This is a genomic window from Methylobacterium sp. Leaf108 (genome assembly GCF_001423265.1).
Lineage (GTDB): Bacteria > Pseudomonadota > Alphaproteobacteria > Rhizobiales > Beijerinckiaceae > Methylobacterium.
Genome location: NZ_LMND01000002.1, coordinates 48699 through 64225 on the forward strand (window position 1 = coordinate 48699; position 15527 = coordinate 64225).

16 protein-coding genes are annotated in these 15527 nt (G+C 71.2%); 8 read left to right on the forward strand and 8 right to left on the reverse strand.

Annotation, left to right across the window (positions count from 1 at the left end; all coding sequences use genetic code 11):
* Positions 1-140: 140 nt before the first annotated feature.
* Both ASF39_RS03895 and ASF39_RS03900 read right to left on the reverse strand, forming a co-directional pair.
* Complete coding sequence (locus tag ASF39_RS03895; RefSeq protein ID WP_056281200.1) at positions 141-731, reverse strand: GNAT family protein; 591 nt, start codon at positions 729-731, stop codon at positions 141-143.
* Positions 732-1039: 308 nt separating this feature from the next.
* The gene (locus ASF39_RS03900; protein ID WP_055882747.1) at positions 1040-2275 is read right to left on the reverse strand and encodes a glycerophosphodiester phosphodiesterase family protein; all 1236 of its coding nucleotides are present in this window, start codon (positions 2273-2275) and stop codon (positions 1040-1042) included.
* 283 nt (positions 2276-2558) lie between these two features.
* Here ASF39_RS03900 and rpsO point away from each other — a divergent pair, with 283 nt between their 5' ends.
* From rpsO to ASF39_RS03915, 3 genes are all read left to right on the forward strand, one after another.
* On the forward strand, positions 2559-2828 hold the full coding sequence (gene rpsO, locus ASF39_RS03905; RefSeq protein ID WP_055882745.1) for a 30S ribosomal protein S15: 270 nt from the start codon (positions 2559-2561) through the stop codon (positions 2826-2828).
* A 218-nt stretch (positions 2829-3046) separates the two neighbouring features.
* Positions 3047-5254, forward strand: coding sequence for a polyribonucleotide nucleotidyltransferase (pnp, locus tag ASF39_RS03910; RefSeq protein WP_055882743.1), 2208 nt, complete (start codon positions 3047-3049; stop codon positions 5252-5254).
* Between the two features lie 201 nt (positions 5255-5455).
* Complete coding sequence (locus ASF39_RS03915; RefSeq protein ID WP_056281201.1) at positions 5456-6100, forward strand: glutathione S-transferase family protein; 645 nt, start codon at positions 5456-5458, stop codon at positions 6098-6100.
* 48 nt (positions 6101-6148) lie between these two features.
* On the opposite strand, the gene mutL is transcribed toward ASF39_RS03915, so the two are convergent.
* A complete protein-coding gene (gene mutL, locus ASF39_RS03920; RefSeq protein WP_056281204.1) occupies positions 6149-8107 on the reverse strand; it encodes a DNA mismatch repair endonuclease MutL in 1959 nt (652 codons plus the stop codon).
* Positions 8108-8198: 91 nt separating this feature from the next.
* On the opposite strand from mutL, the gene ASF39_RS03925 reads away from it, so the two are divergent.
* Positions 8199-8519 carry a type II toxin-antitoxin system RelE/ParE family toxin gene (locus tag ASF39_RS03925; protein WP_056281206.1) on the forward strand — a complete coding sequence of 107 codons (321 nt, stop codon included), beginning with the start codon at positions 8199-8201 and terminating at the stop codon, positions 8517-8519.
* On the forward strand, positions 8516-8806 hold the full coding sequence (locus ASF39_RS03930) for a helix-turn-helix transcriptional regulator (protein WP_056281207.1): 291 nt from the start codon (positions 8516-8518) through the stop codon (positions 8804-8806). The genes ASF39_RS03925 and ASF39_RS03930 overlap by 4 nt, the downstream gene beginning before the upstream one ends.
* Before the next feature lie 47 nt (positions 8807-8853).
* On the opposite strand, the gene ASF39_RS03935 is transcribed toward ASF39_RS03930, so the two are convergent.
* Positions 8854-9672: a hypothetical protein gene (locus tag ASF39_RS03935; RefSeq protein ID WP_055882733.1), complete on the reverse strand. Its 819-nt coding sequence runs from the start codon at positions 9670-9672 to the stop codon at positions 8854-8856.
* Positions 9669-10118 (reverse strand): ABA4-like family protein, encoded by a 450-nt coding sequence (locus ASF39_RS03940; protein ID WP_056281209.1) that lies wholly within the window; start codon positions 10116-10118, stop codon positions 9669-9671. Before ASF39_RS03940 ends, ASF39_RS03935 begins: the two co-directional genes overlap by 4 nt.
* 39 nt (positions 10119-10157) lie before the next feature.
* On the opposite strand from ASF39_RS03940, the gene ASF39_RS03945 reads away from it, so the two are divergent.
* Positions 10158-10787, forward strand: coding sequence for a TetR/AcrR family transcriptional regulator (locus tag ASF39_RS03945; RefSeq protein ID WP_056281211.1), 630 nt, complete (start codon positions 10158-10160; stop codon positions 10785-10787).
* Positions 10788-10827: 40 nt separating this feature from the next.
* Here the strand turns inward: ASF39_RS03945 and ASF39_RS03950 are convergent, their stop codons facing one another.
* Positions 10828-11847: a KpsF/GutQ family sugar-phosphate isomerase gene (locus ASF39_RS03950; protein ID WP_082494338.1), complete on the reverse strand. Its 1020-nt coding sequence runs from the start codon at positions 11845-11847 to the stop codon at positions 10828-10830.
* A 206-nt stretch (positions 11848-12053) separates the two neighbouring features.
* Here ASF39_RS03950 and ASF39_RS03955 point away from each other — a divergent pair, with 206 nt between their 5' ends.
* Entirely contained in the window at positions 12054-13748 is a 1695-nt protein-coding gene (locus tag ASF39_RS03955; protein ID WP_055882727.1) for an outer membrane beta-barrel protein, read from the forward strand.
* A gap of 12 nt (positions 13749-13760) precedes the next feature.
* Here the strand turns inward: ASF39_RS03955 and ASF39_RS03960 are convergent, their stop codons facing one another.
* Positions 13761-14333 carry an AprI/Inh family metalloprotease inhibitor gene (locus ASF39_RS03960; RefSeq protein ID WP_055882725.1) on the reverse strand — a complete coding sequence of 191 codons (573 nt, stop codon included), beginning with the start codon at positions 14331-14333 and terminating at the stop codon, positions 13761-13763.
* 329 nt (positions 14334-14662) lie between these two features.
* On the opposite strand from ASF39_RS03960, the gene ASF39_RS03965 reads away from it, so the two are divergent.
* Entirely contained in the window at positions 14663-14926 is a 264-nt protein-coding gene (locus ASF39_RS03965; RefSeq protein WP_055882724.1) for a hypothetical protein, read from the forward strand.
* A gap of 87 nt (positions 14927-15013) precedes the next feature.
* Here the strand turns inward: ASF39_RS03965 and ASF39_RS03970 are convergent, their stop codons facing one another.
* On the reverse strand, positions 15014-15388 hold the full coding sequence (locus tag ASF39_RS03970) for a DUF6481 family protein (protein ID WP_055882722.1): 375 nt from the start codon (positions 15386-15388) through the stop codon (positions 15014-15016).
* Positions 15389-15527: the final 139 nt, after the last annotated feature.

Sequence of the window (15527 nt, forward strand, 5' to 3'; positions counted from 1 at the left end):
GGACTGCCATGGGGTCCGACCCCTTTCGGGTCTTGGGCTCGCGGGTCTTGGGCTCGCGGGTCTTGGGCTCGCGGGGCTCGGATGCCGGCATCGGCGGATCGCTCGTCGCGAGACTCAGGGGCCCCTCCTGCGCGACACCGTTACCGTGGCTTCTCGAGCTGCCACGTCAGATGCGAACGCACCATGGGCCATTCGGGCGCCGTGACGCTGTAGACGCAGGTGTCGCGAAGGGTGCCGTCCGGCATGCGCTGGTGGTGGCGCAGGACGCCGTCGAGCTTGGCGCCGATCCGCTCGATGGCGCGGCGGCTCGCCAGGTTCATGACGTGCGTCCGGAACTCGACGGCGAGGCACCCCAGGCCGTCGAACGTGTGCGCCAGCAGCAGGAGCTTGGCCTCGGTGTTGAGCAGGGTGCGCTGAACGCGGGCGGCGTACCACGTCGAGCCGATTTCCGCGCGCGGCCCCGCGGCGTCGATGTTCATGAAGGTCGTCATGCCGACCGGTCGGCCGCCGGGGCCGTCCAGGACGGTGAAGGGGAGCATGGAACCCACTGCCCGAAGGCCGAGCCGACGGTCGATCTCGGCCGCCATCGCCTCCGGCGAGGGGATGGCGGTGTACCACAACCGCCAGAGCTCGCCGTCGCGCACGGCCTCCGCGAGGGCTTGGCCATGGTCGGGCGACAAGGGGACGAGTTCGACATGCCGCCCGGACAGGGTGACGGGCTCGAATGGCATCGGCACACCTTCAAAGGCCGTTTGGATATCGGCGGACCGGCATTCGCCTGTCGTGACGCCCTGGGCAGGTGACACCTCACATCGGACCTCGGCGACCGTCAAGCCGATCGCATTCGGTCGTGGAGCCGAGGCCGGTACGGAGGCCGGCACCGGCCGGGCGGTGGCGGGATTCCGGGGCTGGCACGTTCCGGGCCAGCGGCGCGCCCTCGGCAGGTTCGCGTTGGCGAGCCAACGCTTCACCCCGCTCAGGTCATCGGTGTGTCGCAGGTCGTCGACGCGAAAACGGTGGCCGCTTTTGCGAAACCTGCTCAGTCGGCCCCGACGCAGTTGGCGTAGAAGGTGGTGGTGGCCGGCCAGTCCGAGAACACCCCGCGCACGCCGACCTGCCCATGGAGCACGTCGAGCAGGGTGAGCATGTCGCCGTCGCGGTCGATCGCGGGCCGGACCGACCGGTAGTAGGAGCCGCCGCCGGCCGCGAGCGGCCCGGACCGCTCCAGCGACCAGGCGATCAGGTCGAGCCCGGCGCGTTTCGCCTCGCGGGCGTAGGCCGAGGGGACGATCGCCCCTTCCGGCGAGAGCGTCACCAGCATCCACAGGGGCGGCGCCAGGGTCCGCACCCCCTTGGCGACGAGATCGGCCATGCTCGGGCTCCACGTTTCGGGCCTGGCGGGATCGAAGCCTGGGTCGGTCTCGTCGCGGTTGTCGAGGAGGAAGGCCTGGCGGCCGAAGGCGGGATCGGCCTCGAGCCAGAACAGCACGTCGCGCAGCCGGAAGCTCTGGGGGAACACGTCCGTGGCCGGGATCCCCGCCTGCCTGTACTCGTCGATCATCTGCCGGGCGTAGTCGTCCTCGGTGTAGGTTCCCGCGAACGGCATCGGCACCTCGGGCGCCTTCAGTTCGGGCGTGAACCGGCGGCCGAGCGATTTGACGAGGGCGATGTACTCCTTGTGCGTCATCAGGGTGGTGCCGGCGGCATGGAGATCCGTGCGCCAGCGCGGGGTCGCGTTCATGTAGCCGGCCAGCGTGGTGGCGTCGGGGTCGGCCGCGTCCATCTTCGGTTTCAGGGACTTGAATTCGGCCAGCGTCAGGTCGCTGGTGCAGCAGGTGGCCGAGGCCTTGGCGCCGGTGGCCGGATCGGCGGGGGTGAAGGCCTTCGTGCATCGGGCCGCCAGGTCCGGCCGGGCCAGGATGTCGGTGGTGGTGTGAAGGTCGCACTGGGCGTGCCGGCACACGAGCTGCCGGTCCCTCGTGAAGGTGACGTCGCACTCGATGATCCCCGCCCCCATCCGGGCCGCCGCCAGCACGCCCTCTCGGGTGTGCTCGGGGAACTGGAGCGGGGCGCCCCGGTGCGAGATCGAGAAGCTTTTGGCGGTGTAGGCCCGGTCCGTGCCGCAGGCGGCGAGCCTGTCCTTGAGGGGGCCGGGCTTCATGGTGTCGACGAGGTGGAACGGGCGCGGCCCGATCTGGGCCGCTCGGGAGCCTTGAGCCGCCGCCGGCAGCAGCAATGCCAGGAGGAGGACCGTCGCCTTCGCGAACGCACGCATCGTTGATCCCTCTTCGCCGGCATCGGCGGCTAGCGCGACGGGATGACGGGAGCATGAAGGCACGTCCGCTCCCCGGGGGGCGCGTCCCGCGCCCGGGGGTGGCGTCCCGCGTGGTTTCGTGTATGACCGGCGCAGCCTCGACCCGGCAACGGGCACGGGGCCGAACCTGCTTGTGGCGCGACCCTGCTGGACGACATCCCGGCAGCGGCCCGACCCGAGCGTCGCATGGCCTCCCGTTCGCGTGGCCGCGCAACCCGACCCAACCCAACCGAAGGGGATAGCGATGTCGATCACGGCAGAGCGCAAGACCGCGCTCATCAAGGAATACGCGCAGGGCGGCAAGGACACCGGTTCGCCGGAGGTCCAGGTGGCGATCCTCACCGAGCGGATCACCAACCTCACCGGCCACTTCAAGACCCACGGCAAGGACAACCACTCCCGTCGCGGCCTCCTGAAGATGGTCTCGCAGCGCCGCTCGCTGCTCGACTACGTCAAGGGCAAGGACGAGGCCCGCTACCGCAGCCTCATCGAGCGTCTCGGCATCCGCCGCTAAGGCGGTTTTTTCCACGCGGTCCCGAGTTCGACTCAGGGCCGCGTTTTCGTAACCGCGCTGCCGGAATGGGTCCGGCCGCGCGACCCTCGGGCGACTTGGAGGCGCAAGAGCCGGGGACAGGATCGCAAGGGACTTTTCGTCATCGCGAAGAGCCCCTCGCCATCTTGCCCCTGGCCGCGCCGGGTCCGCCCGACCGCATGATGGCAAGGAAAAACGATATGTTCGACGTTCAACGTGAAGAGCTGATCTGGGGCGACCGCAAGCTCGTCCTCGAGACCGGCAAGGTCGCCCGCCAGGCCGACGCCGCCGTGATGGCGACCTACGGCGACACCTCCGTGCTCGCCACGGTCGTCTCCGCCAAGGAGCCCAAGGCCGGCATCGACTTCCTGCCGCTCACCGTGAACTACCAGGAGCGCGCCTACGCCGCCGGCCGCATCCCCGGCGGCTACTTCAAGCGCGAAGGCCGTCCCTCCGAGAAGGAGACCTTGGTCTCCCGCCTCATCGACCGGCCGATCCGTCCCCTCTTCGTCGAGGGCTGGCGCAACGACACCCAGGTCGTCATCACCGTCCTGACCCACGACCTCGAGAACGATCCCGACGTCCTGGCGATGGTCGCGGCCTCGGCCGCCCTCACCCTCTCGGGCGTGCCCTTCACCGGCCCGATCGGCGCGGCGCGCGTCGGCTACATCGGCGGTCAGTACAAGCTCAACCCACCCGTTCCCGAGATGGAGACCTCCTCCCTCGACCTCGTCGTCGCCGGCACCCAGGACGCCGTCCTGATGGTCGAGTCCGAGGCCAAGGAACTCGACGAGGACGTGATGCTCGGCGCCGTGATGTTCGGCCACAAGCATTTCCAGCCGGTCATCGACGCCATCATCCGGCTCGCCGAGAAGGCCGCCAAGGAGCCGCGCAACTTCACCGCCCCGGAGAACGAGGAGGTCGAGAAGGCCGTCCTGGCGATCTGCGAGACGGAACTCCGCGCCGCCTACAAGAACACCGTCAAGCAGGAGCGCTACGCCGCCGTCGACGCCGTCAAGGCGACGGTGATGGCCGCCCTCTGCCCCGCCGAGGGCGAGGCCAAGTACGCGCCCGAGAAGGTCAAGGCCGCCTTCAAGGAGGCCCAGTCGAAGGTGGTGCGCTGGAACGTGCTCGACACCGGCAGCCGCATCGACGGCCGCGACGTCCGCACCGTGCGCCCGATCGTGTCCGAGGCCGGCGTGCTGCCGCGCGCCCACGGCTCGGCCCTGTTCACCCGCGGCGAGACCCAGGCGCTGGTGGTGGCCACGCTCGGCACCGGCGAGGACGAGCAGTTCATCGACGCGCTGGAAGGCACCTACAAGGAGACCTTCCTGCTGCACTACAACTTCCCTCCCTACTCGGTGGGCGAGACCGGCCGCATGGGTTCGCCGGGCCGTCGCGAGATCGGCCACGGCAAGCTCGCCTGGCGTGCCGTGCATCCCGTGCTGCCGCCGGCCCACGAGTTCCCGTACACGATCCGCGTCGTGTCCGAGATCACCGAGTCCAACGGCTCCTCGTCGATGGCCTCCGTCTGCGGCGCCTCGCTGGCGCTGATGGATGCGGGCGTGCCCCTGCGCCGGCCCGTCGCCGGCATCGCCATGGGCCTCATCCTCGAGGGTGAGCGCTACGCCGTGCTCTCCGACATCCTCGGCGACGAGGATCACCTGGGCGACATGGACTTCAAGGTGGCCGGCACCGAGAGCGGCATCACCTCGCTGCAGATGGACATCAAGATCGCCGGCATCACCGAGGAGATCATGCGGATCGCCCTGCACCAGGCGCAGGAAGGCCGCGTCCACATCCTCGGCGAGATGGCCAAGGCGCTCACCGACGCCCGTCCCGAGCTCGGCGAATATGCGCCCCGCATCGAGACCATGCAGATCCCCACCGACAAGATCCGGGAAGTGATCGGCACCGGCGGCAAGGTGATCCGCGAGATCGTCGAGAAGACCGGCGCCAAGATCAACATCGACGACACCGGCACGGTGAAGATCGCCTCCAGCGACGGCAAGGCCATCAAGGCCGCCTACAACTGGATCCGCTCGATCGTGGCGGAGGCCGAAGTCGGCATGATCTACGACGGCACCGTCGTGAAGTGCATGGAGTTCGGCGCCTTCGTGAACTTCTTCGGCGCCAAGGACGGCCTCGTCCACATCTCGGAGCTCGCCGCCCAGCGGGTCGCCAAGGTGACGGACGTGGTCAAGGATGGCCAGAAGGTGAAGGTAAAGTTCCTCGGCGCCGACGACCGCGGCAAGATCCGCCTGTCCATGAAGGTCGTCGACCAGGAGACCGGCGAGGACCTCACCGAGAAGCTCAAGGCCGAGCGCAACGCGGACCAGGACCGGGTGCGCGGTGGCGACCAGGAGCCCCGCCGCGAGCGCGGCGAACGCCGCAACGCCAGCGAGTAAACCCTCGCCCTTGCTGTGCTCGAACAAGCGCGGTCCTTCGGGGCCGCGCTTTTTTCATGGGCGGGGTTGCCCCGCCGCGCGATCGCCGTCGCCCGGCCTGGCCGCAACGGCCGGCCCGGCGTGTCACCGTCCCTCCTGCCACGCCCCGATCCGTGGCATCATGGCCGCCCCTCGCGACGACAGCCGGTGGAGCGGATCCCCATGACGCACGACCTCGTCCTCTATACCCACCCGATGTCGCGCGGGCGGATCGCGCGCTGGATGCTGGAGGAGGTCGGCCGGCCCTACCGCACCGAACTCCTCGGCTACGGCGACGCGATGAAGGCGGCCGACTACAGGGCGGTCAACCCGATGGGGAAGGTGCCGGCGATCCGGCACGGCGACACCGTGGTCACCGAAACGGCGGCGATCTGCGCCTATCTCGCCGATGCGTTTCCCGAGGCCGGCCTCGCCCCGCCGTCCGGCAGCTTCGACCGCGGCCCCTATTACCGCTGGCTGTTCTTCGCCGCCGGGCCGGTGGAAGCGGCGGTCCTGAACACCGCGCTCGGCGTCGCGGTGCCGCCCGAGCGCAAGGGCATGGTCGGCTACGGCAGCATGGCCGAGGTGCTCGACACCCTGGAGGGCGCGGTCGCCGGGCGCCGATATCTCGTGGGCGACGCCTTCAGCGCGGCCGACCTCTACGTGGGCGCGCATCTCTCCTGGGGCATGGGTTTTGGACTGCTGGAACGGCGCCCGGCCTTCGAGGCCTATGTCGCGCATCTCGACGCCCGGCCGGCGGCACGGCGCGCGGCGGCCATCGACGATGCCCTGATCGAGGCCGCAGGCGGAGCCAAGCCTCCAGCCTGAGACACCGCGGCCTGACGACTCCGATCCAGCCCGTCACGACGCATATCGCTACCGCCGGCCGAACAGCCGTTCGATGTCGGCGAGCTTGAGCTCGACGAAGGTCGGGCGGCCGTGGTTGCACGAGCCCGACAGTGGGGTCGCCTCCATCTCGCGCAGGATGGCGTTCATCTCCTCAGGGCGCAGGCGGCGCCCGGCCCGGACCGAGCCGTGGCAGCTCATGCGCGAGAGGATCGCGTCGAGGCGCCGCCCGAGCGGGCCACCCTCGTCGCCGTCGGGGCTGCCCTCCTCCAGGCCGGATTCCGACAGCCCGTCGAGGATATCGATGACGAGATCGCGGATCGCGGCCCCGGCCAGGACCGCGGGGATCTCGCGCACCAGCACCGCGCCCGGGCCGAACGCCTCGATGGCGAGGCCGAGCCGATCGAGGTCGGGTGCCGCCTCGAGCAGTCGCGCGGCGTCGCCGGGCGCCAACTCCACCACGTCGGGGATCAGGAGCCCCTGCCGGGCGATGCCGCCGGCCGCGCGCTGGCGCTTCAGGCGCTCGTAGACCAGGCGCTCGTGCGCCGCGTGCTGGTCGACGATGACGAGGCCGTCGCCGGTCTGGGCGAGAATGTAGGTCTCGTGGATCTGCGCGCGTGCCGCCCCGAGGGGATGCCCGTCGGTCTCGGGCGCCTCGTCCGGCCGCAGGTCGGCGGCGGGCGGCGCCTCCTCGCCGCGGAACAGCGACTGGGCCGTCTCGCCGAAACCGTCGTGACGCGGCGGTTGGCCGTATCCCGCGGGGGCGCCGAAGGAGGGTATCCCCGGCGGCAGCGGGACGCTGCGACGGCCATGCGGGCCGGCCCCGGAATGGACGCTCATGGGCGCGCGCGCCACCGGGCGAAAGGTCTCTTGGGCGTGCAGGGTCTCTTGGGCGTGCAGGGTCTCGTGGGTGCGCAGGGCCTCCAAGGTGCGCATGGCCGCGGTGGTGGCCGAGCGGGCTCCGGCCTGGCGCAGGGTCTCGTGGATGGCGCTGACGATCAGCGCGCGCACGAGGCCCGGCTCGCGGAAGCGCACCTCGGTCTTGGCCGGATGCACGTTGACGTCGACGAGGCCCGGCTCGCAGGCGATGGCGAGGGCTAGCACCGGATGGCGGTCGGTGCTCATGGTGTCGGCATAGGCGCCGCGCACGGCGCCGAGCAGCAGCCGGTCGCGCACCGGCCGGCCGTTGACGGTGAAGTGGATGTGGCTCGCCGCCCCCCGGTGGTAGGTCGGCAGGCCGATGTGTCCGGTGAGCGAGAAGCCCTCGCGGGCCATCGCCAGGGGGACCGCGTTGGCCCCGAAATCGGCGCCGAGCACCGCGACCAGCCGGCGCAGGGTCGCGGCCGGTCCGGGCTCGGCCTCGGCGGGAAAGACCATCGGGCTCGCGCTCTCGGTGCGCAGGGTGAAGCGGATCGCCGGCTGCGCCACCGCCAGCCGCCGCAGGATGTCGCCGATGGCGGTGGTCTCGGCCCGGTCGGATTTAAGGAACTTCAGCCGGGCCGGGGTGGCGCTGAACAGGTCGCTCACCTCGACGCGGGTGCCGCGGGCAGCGGAGGCCGGTCTCACCTCGCCCTTCACGCCCGCCTCGACCACGAGGCTCGCCCCGGTCTCGGCCGTGTCCGTGCGCGTGGTGATGGACAGGCGCGCCACCGCGCCGATGGACGGCAGCGCCTCGCCACGAAAGCCGAGCGAGGCGATCCGTCCGAGGTCGCCGTCGGGCAGCTTGGAGGTGGCGTGGCGCTCCACCGCCAGGGCGAGGTCGTCCGCGCTCATGCCGGCGCCGTCGTCGACCACCCGGATCAGCCGGCGCCCGCCCGCCTCGATCGTCACCTCGATGGCATGCGCGCCCGCATCGATGGCGTTCTCGACGAGTTCCTTGACCGCCGAGGCCGGCCGCTCGACCACCTCGCCGGCGGCGATGCGGTCGACGAGGATCGGATCGAGGCGACGGACGGGGGCGACATCGGAGCGGGGCACGGGGCCGAGCATAGGGGAGGCGGCGGCGTGTTGCCATCGGATCGATGCCGTAGGGGCAAGGAAGCCGATGGACGGGTCGATATCATTTTTGATATAATGCGGCATGTGGAGCGTCGAGACCCTGAATGCGGCGGTCGACGCCGAGATCGAGGATCTGCCCGCGGATCTGAGGGCGCGGCTCGTGCGGATCGCCATGCTGATCGAGGCCGTCGGTTTCGAGGGCCTGCGTCACGACACGGTGAAGCACCTCGACGGAAAGCTGTGGGAGATTCGGGTCAAGGCCAAGAGCGGCATCTCCCGCGCCATCTACGTCACGGTAGCTGGCCGACGCGTCGTGATCGTGCGGGTGTTCGTCAAGAAGACCCAAAAGACCCCGCAGCGTGAACTCGATACGGCCCGCAAGAGGGCGAGTGAGGTTCCATGACCAAGATGACAGACCTTCACGCGAAATGGATGACGGACGAGGACTATCGCAAGGCCTACGTCGACCTCGAAGAGGAGTTTGCCCTGGCCCGCGCCTTGATCGCCGCACGATCGAGGGCGGGGCTGACGCAGGAGGAACTGGCGCAGCGGATGGAGACCTCCCAGAGCGCCATCGCGCGCCTCGAAACCGGACGCTCGAAACCGTCGGCGCGGACACTCGAACGTTTCGCCAGGGCGACGGGGACCAGCCTGCGCATCAGTTTCGAACCCGTCGGACAAGGGTCCTGACGCCCTTTCGTGAGGCCGAGGGCCCCCTCACCCAAACCGCGCCATCGTCATCCGAACGGGACGGCGATCCCGGCTCTCGCCTGCAGGATGGCCGCCAGCGTCAGCCCCGCCCAGGCCAGCGCCGCCAGGGCCACCAGCATCGGCCGCAACGGCAGGCGGGCGCGGAGTGCCAGGGCCGCCAGGATCGGAAGAGCCTGCTCGGCGTGCATCCCGAGGAAATGCCCGACCCTGAGGTCGCCGCCGCCGAGGTTCCAGCCGAGCAGGGGCAGGCGCACACCGGCCGCGCCGACGGACGTCCCCTGGTTCAGGCTGATCAGGATGCCGCCGGCCCCGCCCAGGATCACGGTGAGGGCGAGGCCCAGCACCACGGCGAGGCGAAGGCTCGCGTCGAGCCCCGCCACCGGCCGGCGGGCGATCGCGACGGCGAGCGGGATCTTGGTCGCCAGGAGCGTCAGGGCGCCGACACCCATCAGGGCGTAGAGCAGGCCGTGCACGGGATCGCTGGTGTTGAAATGCGAGGCCTGCCCGAGCCCCGCCTGCAGGGTGATGTAGGCGAGCTCCATCCCGCCGGCTCCGATCAGCAGGGCGGTGGCGATCCGCAGGGGCCGCGACCGGCGCCGGTCGGGCCGCACGTAGCCGGTGAACCAGGCCGAGGTCAGTGCGAACAGGCCGATCGAGGCGAAGAACTTGGCGGGCTTGAGCCAGACCGAAGCACCGCCGAACTGGCGCCCGTCGACGAGCGGCAGGCACAGGGCGATGGCGCCGGCCATCAGGCAGGCGAGGCCGAAGGCGGTGAGTTCCGGCGCTCGCGCGCGCAACGCCGGGATCGGCGACCGCAGGGAGGACGGGGCGGTGAGCGCGGTCACGGGCGGGCCTCCGTACCGAGTGTCCCTGTGCCGGCGCGGATGACGAGGGCCAGCAGCAGCCCGAGGGGACCGACGAGGAAGGTGAGGACGAGGCAGGGCAGGATCAGGAGCGGCGACAGCCCCGCCGCCAGCCCGCTGCGGGCGATCCAGGTGCCGACGACAAGATCGAAGGCGAGGTAGTGGATCCAGCCCGCGGTGAGGGCGTGGTCGTTCGCGAATAGGGCGCGCACGTCTTGAATCGACGAGAACCCGCCGCCGGCCCCGCCGGCCAGCCCGGCGGCGAGGGCCCCGCCATAGGCTATCCCGAACAGCCCCGGCAGGGCGAGGCCGGTCACGAGGAACGTCCAGGGCCGCCACCGGGGCACGAACAGCGACAGGCCGAGCGCGATCCAGGCGGCCAGGGCGACCGCGTTGGCGAGGGAGAACAGGGCGGGCGCCGCGATCATGGCTTGATCGGATCAATCTTTACGTCGTACAGATCGAACATGAGCGATGATCTTGACACTGTCAAGCGATCGGCGGCCAAGCCCGAGGGCTATCACCACGGCGACCTGCCGGCCGCATTGATCGCCGCGGCGACGGACTGCCTGCGCGAGCGCGGGATCGACGGTTTCTCGCTGCGCGAGACCGCACGGCGGGCGGGGGTCTCGCCGGCCGCCCCCCAGCACCATTTCGGCGATGCGCGCGGGCTGCTTACCGCGGTGGCGACGCGCGGCTTCCACCTGCTCGGCGACGCGCTCGCAGAGGCCGATGCGGCGGCGGGGGACCGCGATGCCCGCATCCGCGGCCAGGGCCGCGCCTACCTGCACTTTGCCCTCGACCATCCGGCCGAGTTCGACACGATGTGGCGCTGCGCGCGCATCGATCCGGCGGACGCCGCCTACGCCCAGGCCTCGGCGCGGGCGTTCGGGCTCCTGGCGGCGGCGGTGGCGGACCGGCCGTTCGTGGCCGCGCAACGGTGGCCCGACGAGCCCGACCCGCGGGCGGTGGCCTGCTGGTCGCTGGTCCACGGCCTGGCGCGCCTCGCCCTCGACGGCGTGTTCGGGCCCGCAGAGGTCGCGCGGGCCGGTGTCGACCGCTTGCTCGACCCGGTGATGGATTGCCTGATGGTATGAAGCGCTGGCCGGGCGTGACCGTGCGTCGTCGCAGCAGTCTTCAGGCGACGCCGGCGCGCAGCAGGTCGTGGTAGTGGACGAGGCCGACCGGGCGGTCGTCCACCACCACGATGATCGATGTGATCTTCATCGACTCCTGGATCTCGAGGGCCTTGGCCAGCAGGGTCTCCGGGTTCACTGTGCGTGGCTTGGCCGTCATCAGGGCCTCGATGCGCAGGCCGTCGAGGTCGGAGCGGAACATGTTGCGGCGCAGGTCGCCGTCGGTGACGATCCCGGCCAGGCGCCCGTCCGCCTCCACCACCACCACCGAGCCGACGCCCTTGGCGTCGATCTCGGCGATGGCCGCGCGCACCGCGGTGCCCCGCGCGACCACGGGCAGCCGCTCTCCGGCGTGCATGACCTCGCGGACCTGGCGCAGGGAGGCCCCGAGCTTGCCGCCCGGATGATAGATGCCGAACTCCCGCGCCGAGAACCCGCGCGCCTCCAGGAGCGCGATGGCCAGCGCATCGCCCAGCGCCAGCTGCATCGCCGTCGAGGTGGTGGGCGCCAGGCCGTTGGGGCAGGCCTCGCGGGCCTGCGGCAGGGTCAGGCACACGTCCGCCTCCCGGCCGAGGGTGGATGCCGGGTTGGAGGTGACGGCGATGAGGCCGACGCGATAGCGCCGGGCGTAGCCGATGATGTCGGCGAGTTCCGTGGTCTCGCCCGACCACGACAGGGCCACCACCACGTCCTCGGGCTGCACCATGCCGAGGTCGCCGTGGCTCGCCTCGGCCGGGTGGACGTAGAGGGCCGGCGTGCCGGTGGAGGCGAGGGTCGCGGCGATCTTGCGGCTGACGTGGCCGGACTTGCCCATGCCGGTGAGGATCACGCGCCCGCGCGCGGCCACGATCAGCGCCACCGCCGCCGTGAAGGCATCGCCCAGGCCGTTGCCGATGGCCTCCATCAGGGCGCCGAGGCCTTCGCGCTCGGTCTCGATGGTGCGCAGGGCCGAGGCGACCGCGGGGCTGTGCTCCATGTCGCCGCCCTCGGGTGCCATCGTGATCCGGTCCGCCTGTACCATGCCCGCCCGTGTCTCCGCCTTGCGGGTTCCATCGCCGCGATCGCGCTATCGCGCAAGACAATGGTCGGATCGCGGCCGCATCGCCTCGCCCGGCGCCCGTTGACGGTGCATTAACCGCGATCGTTGTAGCTCGGTTAACCACGACGACGCCGGGGACGAGCCCCGGCGGTGGGCGCGGGGGATGAGCGGAGCGACGTCGGCCGGTGATGCGCGCAACGCCGATCCGGAACGGCCAGGCCGTGGCCGCCCTCGCCTTCGCGCTGGCGCTGGCACCCTCGCAGGCCGTCGCCCAGGCGATCCCCGATCCATCCGCGCAGACCGGCACCGACGGCCTGCGGGGCATCGCGACGCCGGCCGCCGCGACGCCCGGCAACGCCGCGACGGGCGACGCCTCCGGCGGAGGCGGCCTCGACGGCGGATCGAGCGCACGGGCGGGGGCATCGGCCTTCACCGGCGCGACGCGGGCCGGGACCGGCCGTATCGGCGGGGCCTCGAGCGGCATCAACAACCGGGCGCCGGCCAACCTCCTGCGCCAGCGCGCGGCGCCGCCGCGCCGGCTCGGCTCGGCCACGAGCGCGGTCACGCGGCAGGTGACGCAGATCCCGCCGCCGGACCTGCGCCTCTCGCCCGTCGTCCAGAACCCCGTCGTCGGAGTGCCGCTTCCCGTCGTGGCCGGCTCCCCCGGCACCCTGCCGCTGGCCGGGCTGTCGACGCCCGGCGCCGTGCTCAATGCCGCCCTGCGGCGGCCGCTGGTCGTCGACGACGCCTATGCCCCGCTGGGCCTGCGGCTCGGCACCTTCACGGTCCTGCCGAGCGTGCAGCAGAGCATCGGCTACGACACCAACCCGGAACAGGTGGTCAACCGGGCGGCCAGGAGCTCGCTGGCCCTGCGCACCGAAGGCGATTTGAACTTCCGCAGCGACTGGTCGGCCCACGAACTCGCCGGCGAACTGCGGGCCGGCTACAACACCTATCCCGACAACGAGGCCGCCGACCGTCCCAACGGTGCGGGCAACGTGCGCCTGCGCATTGACGCCAACCGCGACACCCGCATCGACGTCGAGGGGCGCTTCCTCGTCGACACCCTGCGCGCCGGCAGCCCGGACCTCAACGCCACCGTCGCCGGCCGGCCGATCGTGGCCAGCTACGGCACGACGGTGGGCGTCACCGAGACCTTCAACCGGCTGCAGGTGAGCCTGCGCGGTCTCGTCGACCGCTCGGAGTTCGAGGACGCGCGGCTGACCAACGGCACGATCCTCTCCCAGGCCGACCGCAACCTGAACCAGTACGGATTGCGCATGCGGGCGGCCTACGAGATCTCGCCGGTGATCTCGCCCTTCGTCGACGTGCTCGGCAACACCCGCGTCTACGACCAGAGGACCGATTTCAACGGGATCCGCCGTGACTCCGACGGCGTCACCCTCTCGGCCGGCGCGGTGTTCGCGCTGACGCGGCTGGTCTCGGGCGAGGTCTCGGCCGGCTTCGAGCACCGCACCTACGACGACCCGCGGCTGCGCGACCTGACCTCGCCGGTGGTGAACGCCTCCCTGATATGGACGGCGAGCCCGCTGACCACGGTCCGGCTCACCGCCGCCGCCGGCATCGTCGAGACGAGCCTGCCCGGATCGAGCGGCGTGCGCACCCAGGCGGGGACGCTGGAAGTCCAGCACGACCTCCTGCGCAACCTCTCGATCACCGTGGGCGCCGGCTACCTCGCCAGCGACTACGACCGCCTCGCCATCAACGAGCGCGGCTTCTCGGCCACCGCCCGGCTCGACTACCGCTTCAACCGCTGGCTGACGATGCGCGGCAGCTACATCTACCAGCAGATCGACAGCTCCACGAGCGGATCGAGCTTCAGCGGCAACACCTGGCTGCTCGGCCTGCGGGTGAACCCGTAGGACCGAGAGCCCTTATCGGACCATCGACAGCGAGGCGCCCGACTTCGACAGCGCGCCGTCGAGGGCGCCGCCGCCCTGGCGCAGACGCGCCGTCACGGTGCCGCCGGGCTGGTAGAGATAGACCTCGCCATCGCGAAAATCCCAGGCCGTGACCTTGGAGAGGTCCTTGTTCGGGCAGCCCGATGCGGAGGCCTTGTAGAGGTCGAGCGCCGGGGCGCTCGAGAGCGAGACCTTGCAGGTGCCGCCGGTGGCGTCCTTGGCGTTCCAGCTTCCCACCACCGACGAACGCCCGCCCGAGACCACCGGCGGCGTCGGCGGCGGCACGTAGACGGGCTCGGCCGCCACCGGCGGCGGCGCGGCCGAGGCCACCGGCGGGATCTCGGCGGGCACGGCACTGGCGCCCGGCGGCGGGGCCAGGGGCTCGGAGGTCACCGGGCCCGAGGGTATGGCGGGGACGGCGGGTTCGAGGGCCGCCTGGGGCCTCGGCGCCCTGCGGGTCGGTCCGTCGAAGCGCTGGGAGGCGCAGGCGCCCAGGGTGGCGGCGAGGGCGAGGCAGGCGACGGTCGTCGAGAGGGGACGCGGCATCGAGAACGGTTTCCGGCAGGACACGGGTCGGGTTGGCGCTGCCTCACCGGCAATTGCGCTGGCCGCAAGGCGATCTCCGCAGCCGTGTGGATCAAAGCCGGGCGAGGGCGGGTTTTGCCCGCCGGTGTGGCGTCGAGGCCGCACTCGTCTCGGTGCCATCGCCCGCGTACCGAACACCCTCCGGGCGATGCCGATGGGCGGACGTCGCTGACGCCGGCGCGATCGAACGGGGGCCTTGCCATTATAACCGGCACGATCGGTCGAAGCGTGCTATGGCGACCGGGAAGCCCGCACGCCCTTCGTGCCAAGGGCCATCCCGAGAGGCCCCAGTGGCGAATGCCTTCAAGAGCGGCGCATCCCAGTCGCGCAGCACCAACGATTTCAACGAGCGGGCCAAGCAGCTGTCCGAGCGCCTCGGCGCCATCGAGAAGCCGGCCCAGATGAAGCGCGGAAACGCGCCGCGCCGGTCCTTCAAGTCCGGCCCGCGCCCGGAGGCCGAGGCCGTGCCGGCGGAAGCCGAGACCGAGGTCGCCGAGACGGAGACCGAGAACGAAGAGGCCGAGGGCGGCGAGAAGTCCGACTCCGAGTCCTGAACGACGAAAGGCGCGCCCCGATGGAGCGCGCCTTCCGAAACCGACATCGATCCGGGTTCCTGAGATCCCGGTGTCAGCGCCTGGGTGTCAGCGCCTGGCCTTGGCCTTGCGCGCGGCGTAGCGGGCATCGCGGGCCGCCTTGCGGGCGATGAGCTCCTCGGCCTTGCGCTCGGCGGCGAGGCGGGTCTCTTCCTCCTCCCGCGCGATCTGGGCGGCGAGTTCGGCCTCTTCCCGGGCCCGCTTCTCTTCCGCCGCGGCCTTCTCGGCGGCGATGCGGGCGGCCTCACGCTCGCGCGTCCGCTCGTCGCGGGCACGGGCGATGGCCGCGCGGGCCTCGGCCTTGGCGATCATGTCCGGGTCATCCGCCGGGGGACGGGCCTTGAACTTCTCCAGCAGCATCTGCTTGGCGCTGGCGGAGTTCTTCCTGCGGTCGTCGAAGTTCCGATAGTCGAAGGCGCCCATATGACCTTTCTCGTGTGGTGAAGCGCGGTGCGAAGCCGCGTGTGACGACGCGCGGCCCTGAGGACCACGCCATGGTGTCTGCTCATGGTTGGAAGTGGGGATGGATATGCCTCAGGAGAGGCCCGAAATCAACGCAGAG

What these genes read in the sequence shown, in the direction of transcription:
- pnp (WP_055882743.1), top strand. Translation starts at nt 3,047, where the DNA reads ATGTTCGACGTTCAACGTGAAGAGCTGATCTGGGGCGACCGCAAGCTC.
- ASF39_RS03915 (WP_056281201.1), top strand. Translation starts at nt 5,456, where the DNA reads ATGACGCACGACCTCGTCCTCTATACCCACCCGATGTCGCGCGGGCGG.
- ASF39_RS03945 (WP_056281211.1), top strand. Translation starts at nt 10,158, where the DNA reads ATGAGCGATGATCTTGACACTGTCAAGCGATCGGCGGCCAAGCCCGAG.
- ASF39_RS03925 (WP_056281206.1), top strand. Translation starts at nt 8,199, where the DNA reads ATGTGGAGCGTCGAGACCCTGAATGCGGCGGTCGACGCCGAGATCGAG.
- ASF39_RS03960 (WP_055882725.1), bottom strand. Translation starts at nt 14,333, where the DNA reads ATGCCGCGTCCCCTCTCGACGACCGTCGCCTGCCTCGCCCTCGCCGCC.
- ASF39_RS03970 (WP_055882722.1), bottom strand. Translation starts at nt 15,388, where the DNA reads ATGGGCGCCTTCGACTATCGGAACTTCGACGACCGCAGGAAGAACTCC.
- ASF39_RS03955 (WP_055882727.1), top strand. Translation starts at nt 12,054, where the DNA reads ATGCGCGCAACGCCGATCCGGAACGGCCAGGCCGTGGCCGCCCTCGCC.
- mutL (WP_056281204.1), bottom strand. Translation starts at nt 8,107, where the DNA reads ATGCTCGGCCCCGTGCCCCGCTCCGATGTCGCCCCCGTCCGTCGCCTC.
- ASF39_RS03950 (WP_082494338.1), bottom strand. Translation starts at nt 11,847, where the DNA reads ATGGTACAGGCGGACCGGATCACGATGGCACCCGAGGGCGGCGACATG.
- rpsO (WP_055882745.1), top strand. Translation starts at nt 2,559, where the DNA reads ATGTCGATCACGGCAGAGCGCAAGACCGCGCTCATCAAGGAATACGCG.
- ASF39_RS03930 (WP_056281207.1), top strand. Translation starts at nt 8,516, where the DNA reads ATGACCAAGATGACAGACCTTCACGCGAAATGGATGACGGACGAGGAC.
- ASF39_RS03895 (WP_056281200.1), bottom strand. Translation starts at nt 731, where the DNA reads ATGCCATTCGAGCCCGTCACCCTGTCCGGGCGGCATGTCGAACTCGTC.
- ASF39_RS03940 (WP_056281209.1), bottom strand. Translation starts at nt 10,118, where the DNA reads ATGATCGCGGCGCCCGCCCTGTTCTCCCTCGCCAACGCGGTCGCCCTG.
- ASF39_RS03900 (WP_055882747.1), bottom strand. Translation starts at nt 2,275, where the DNA reads ATGCGTGCGTTCGCGAAGGCGACGGTCCTCCTCCTGGCATTGCTGCTG.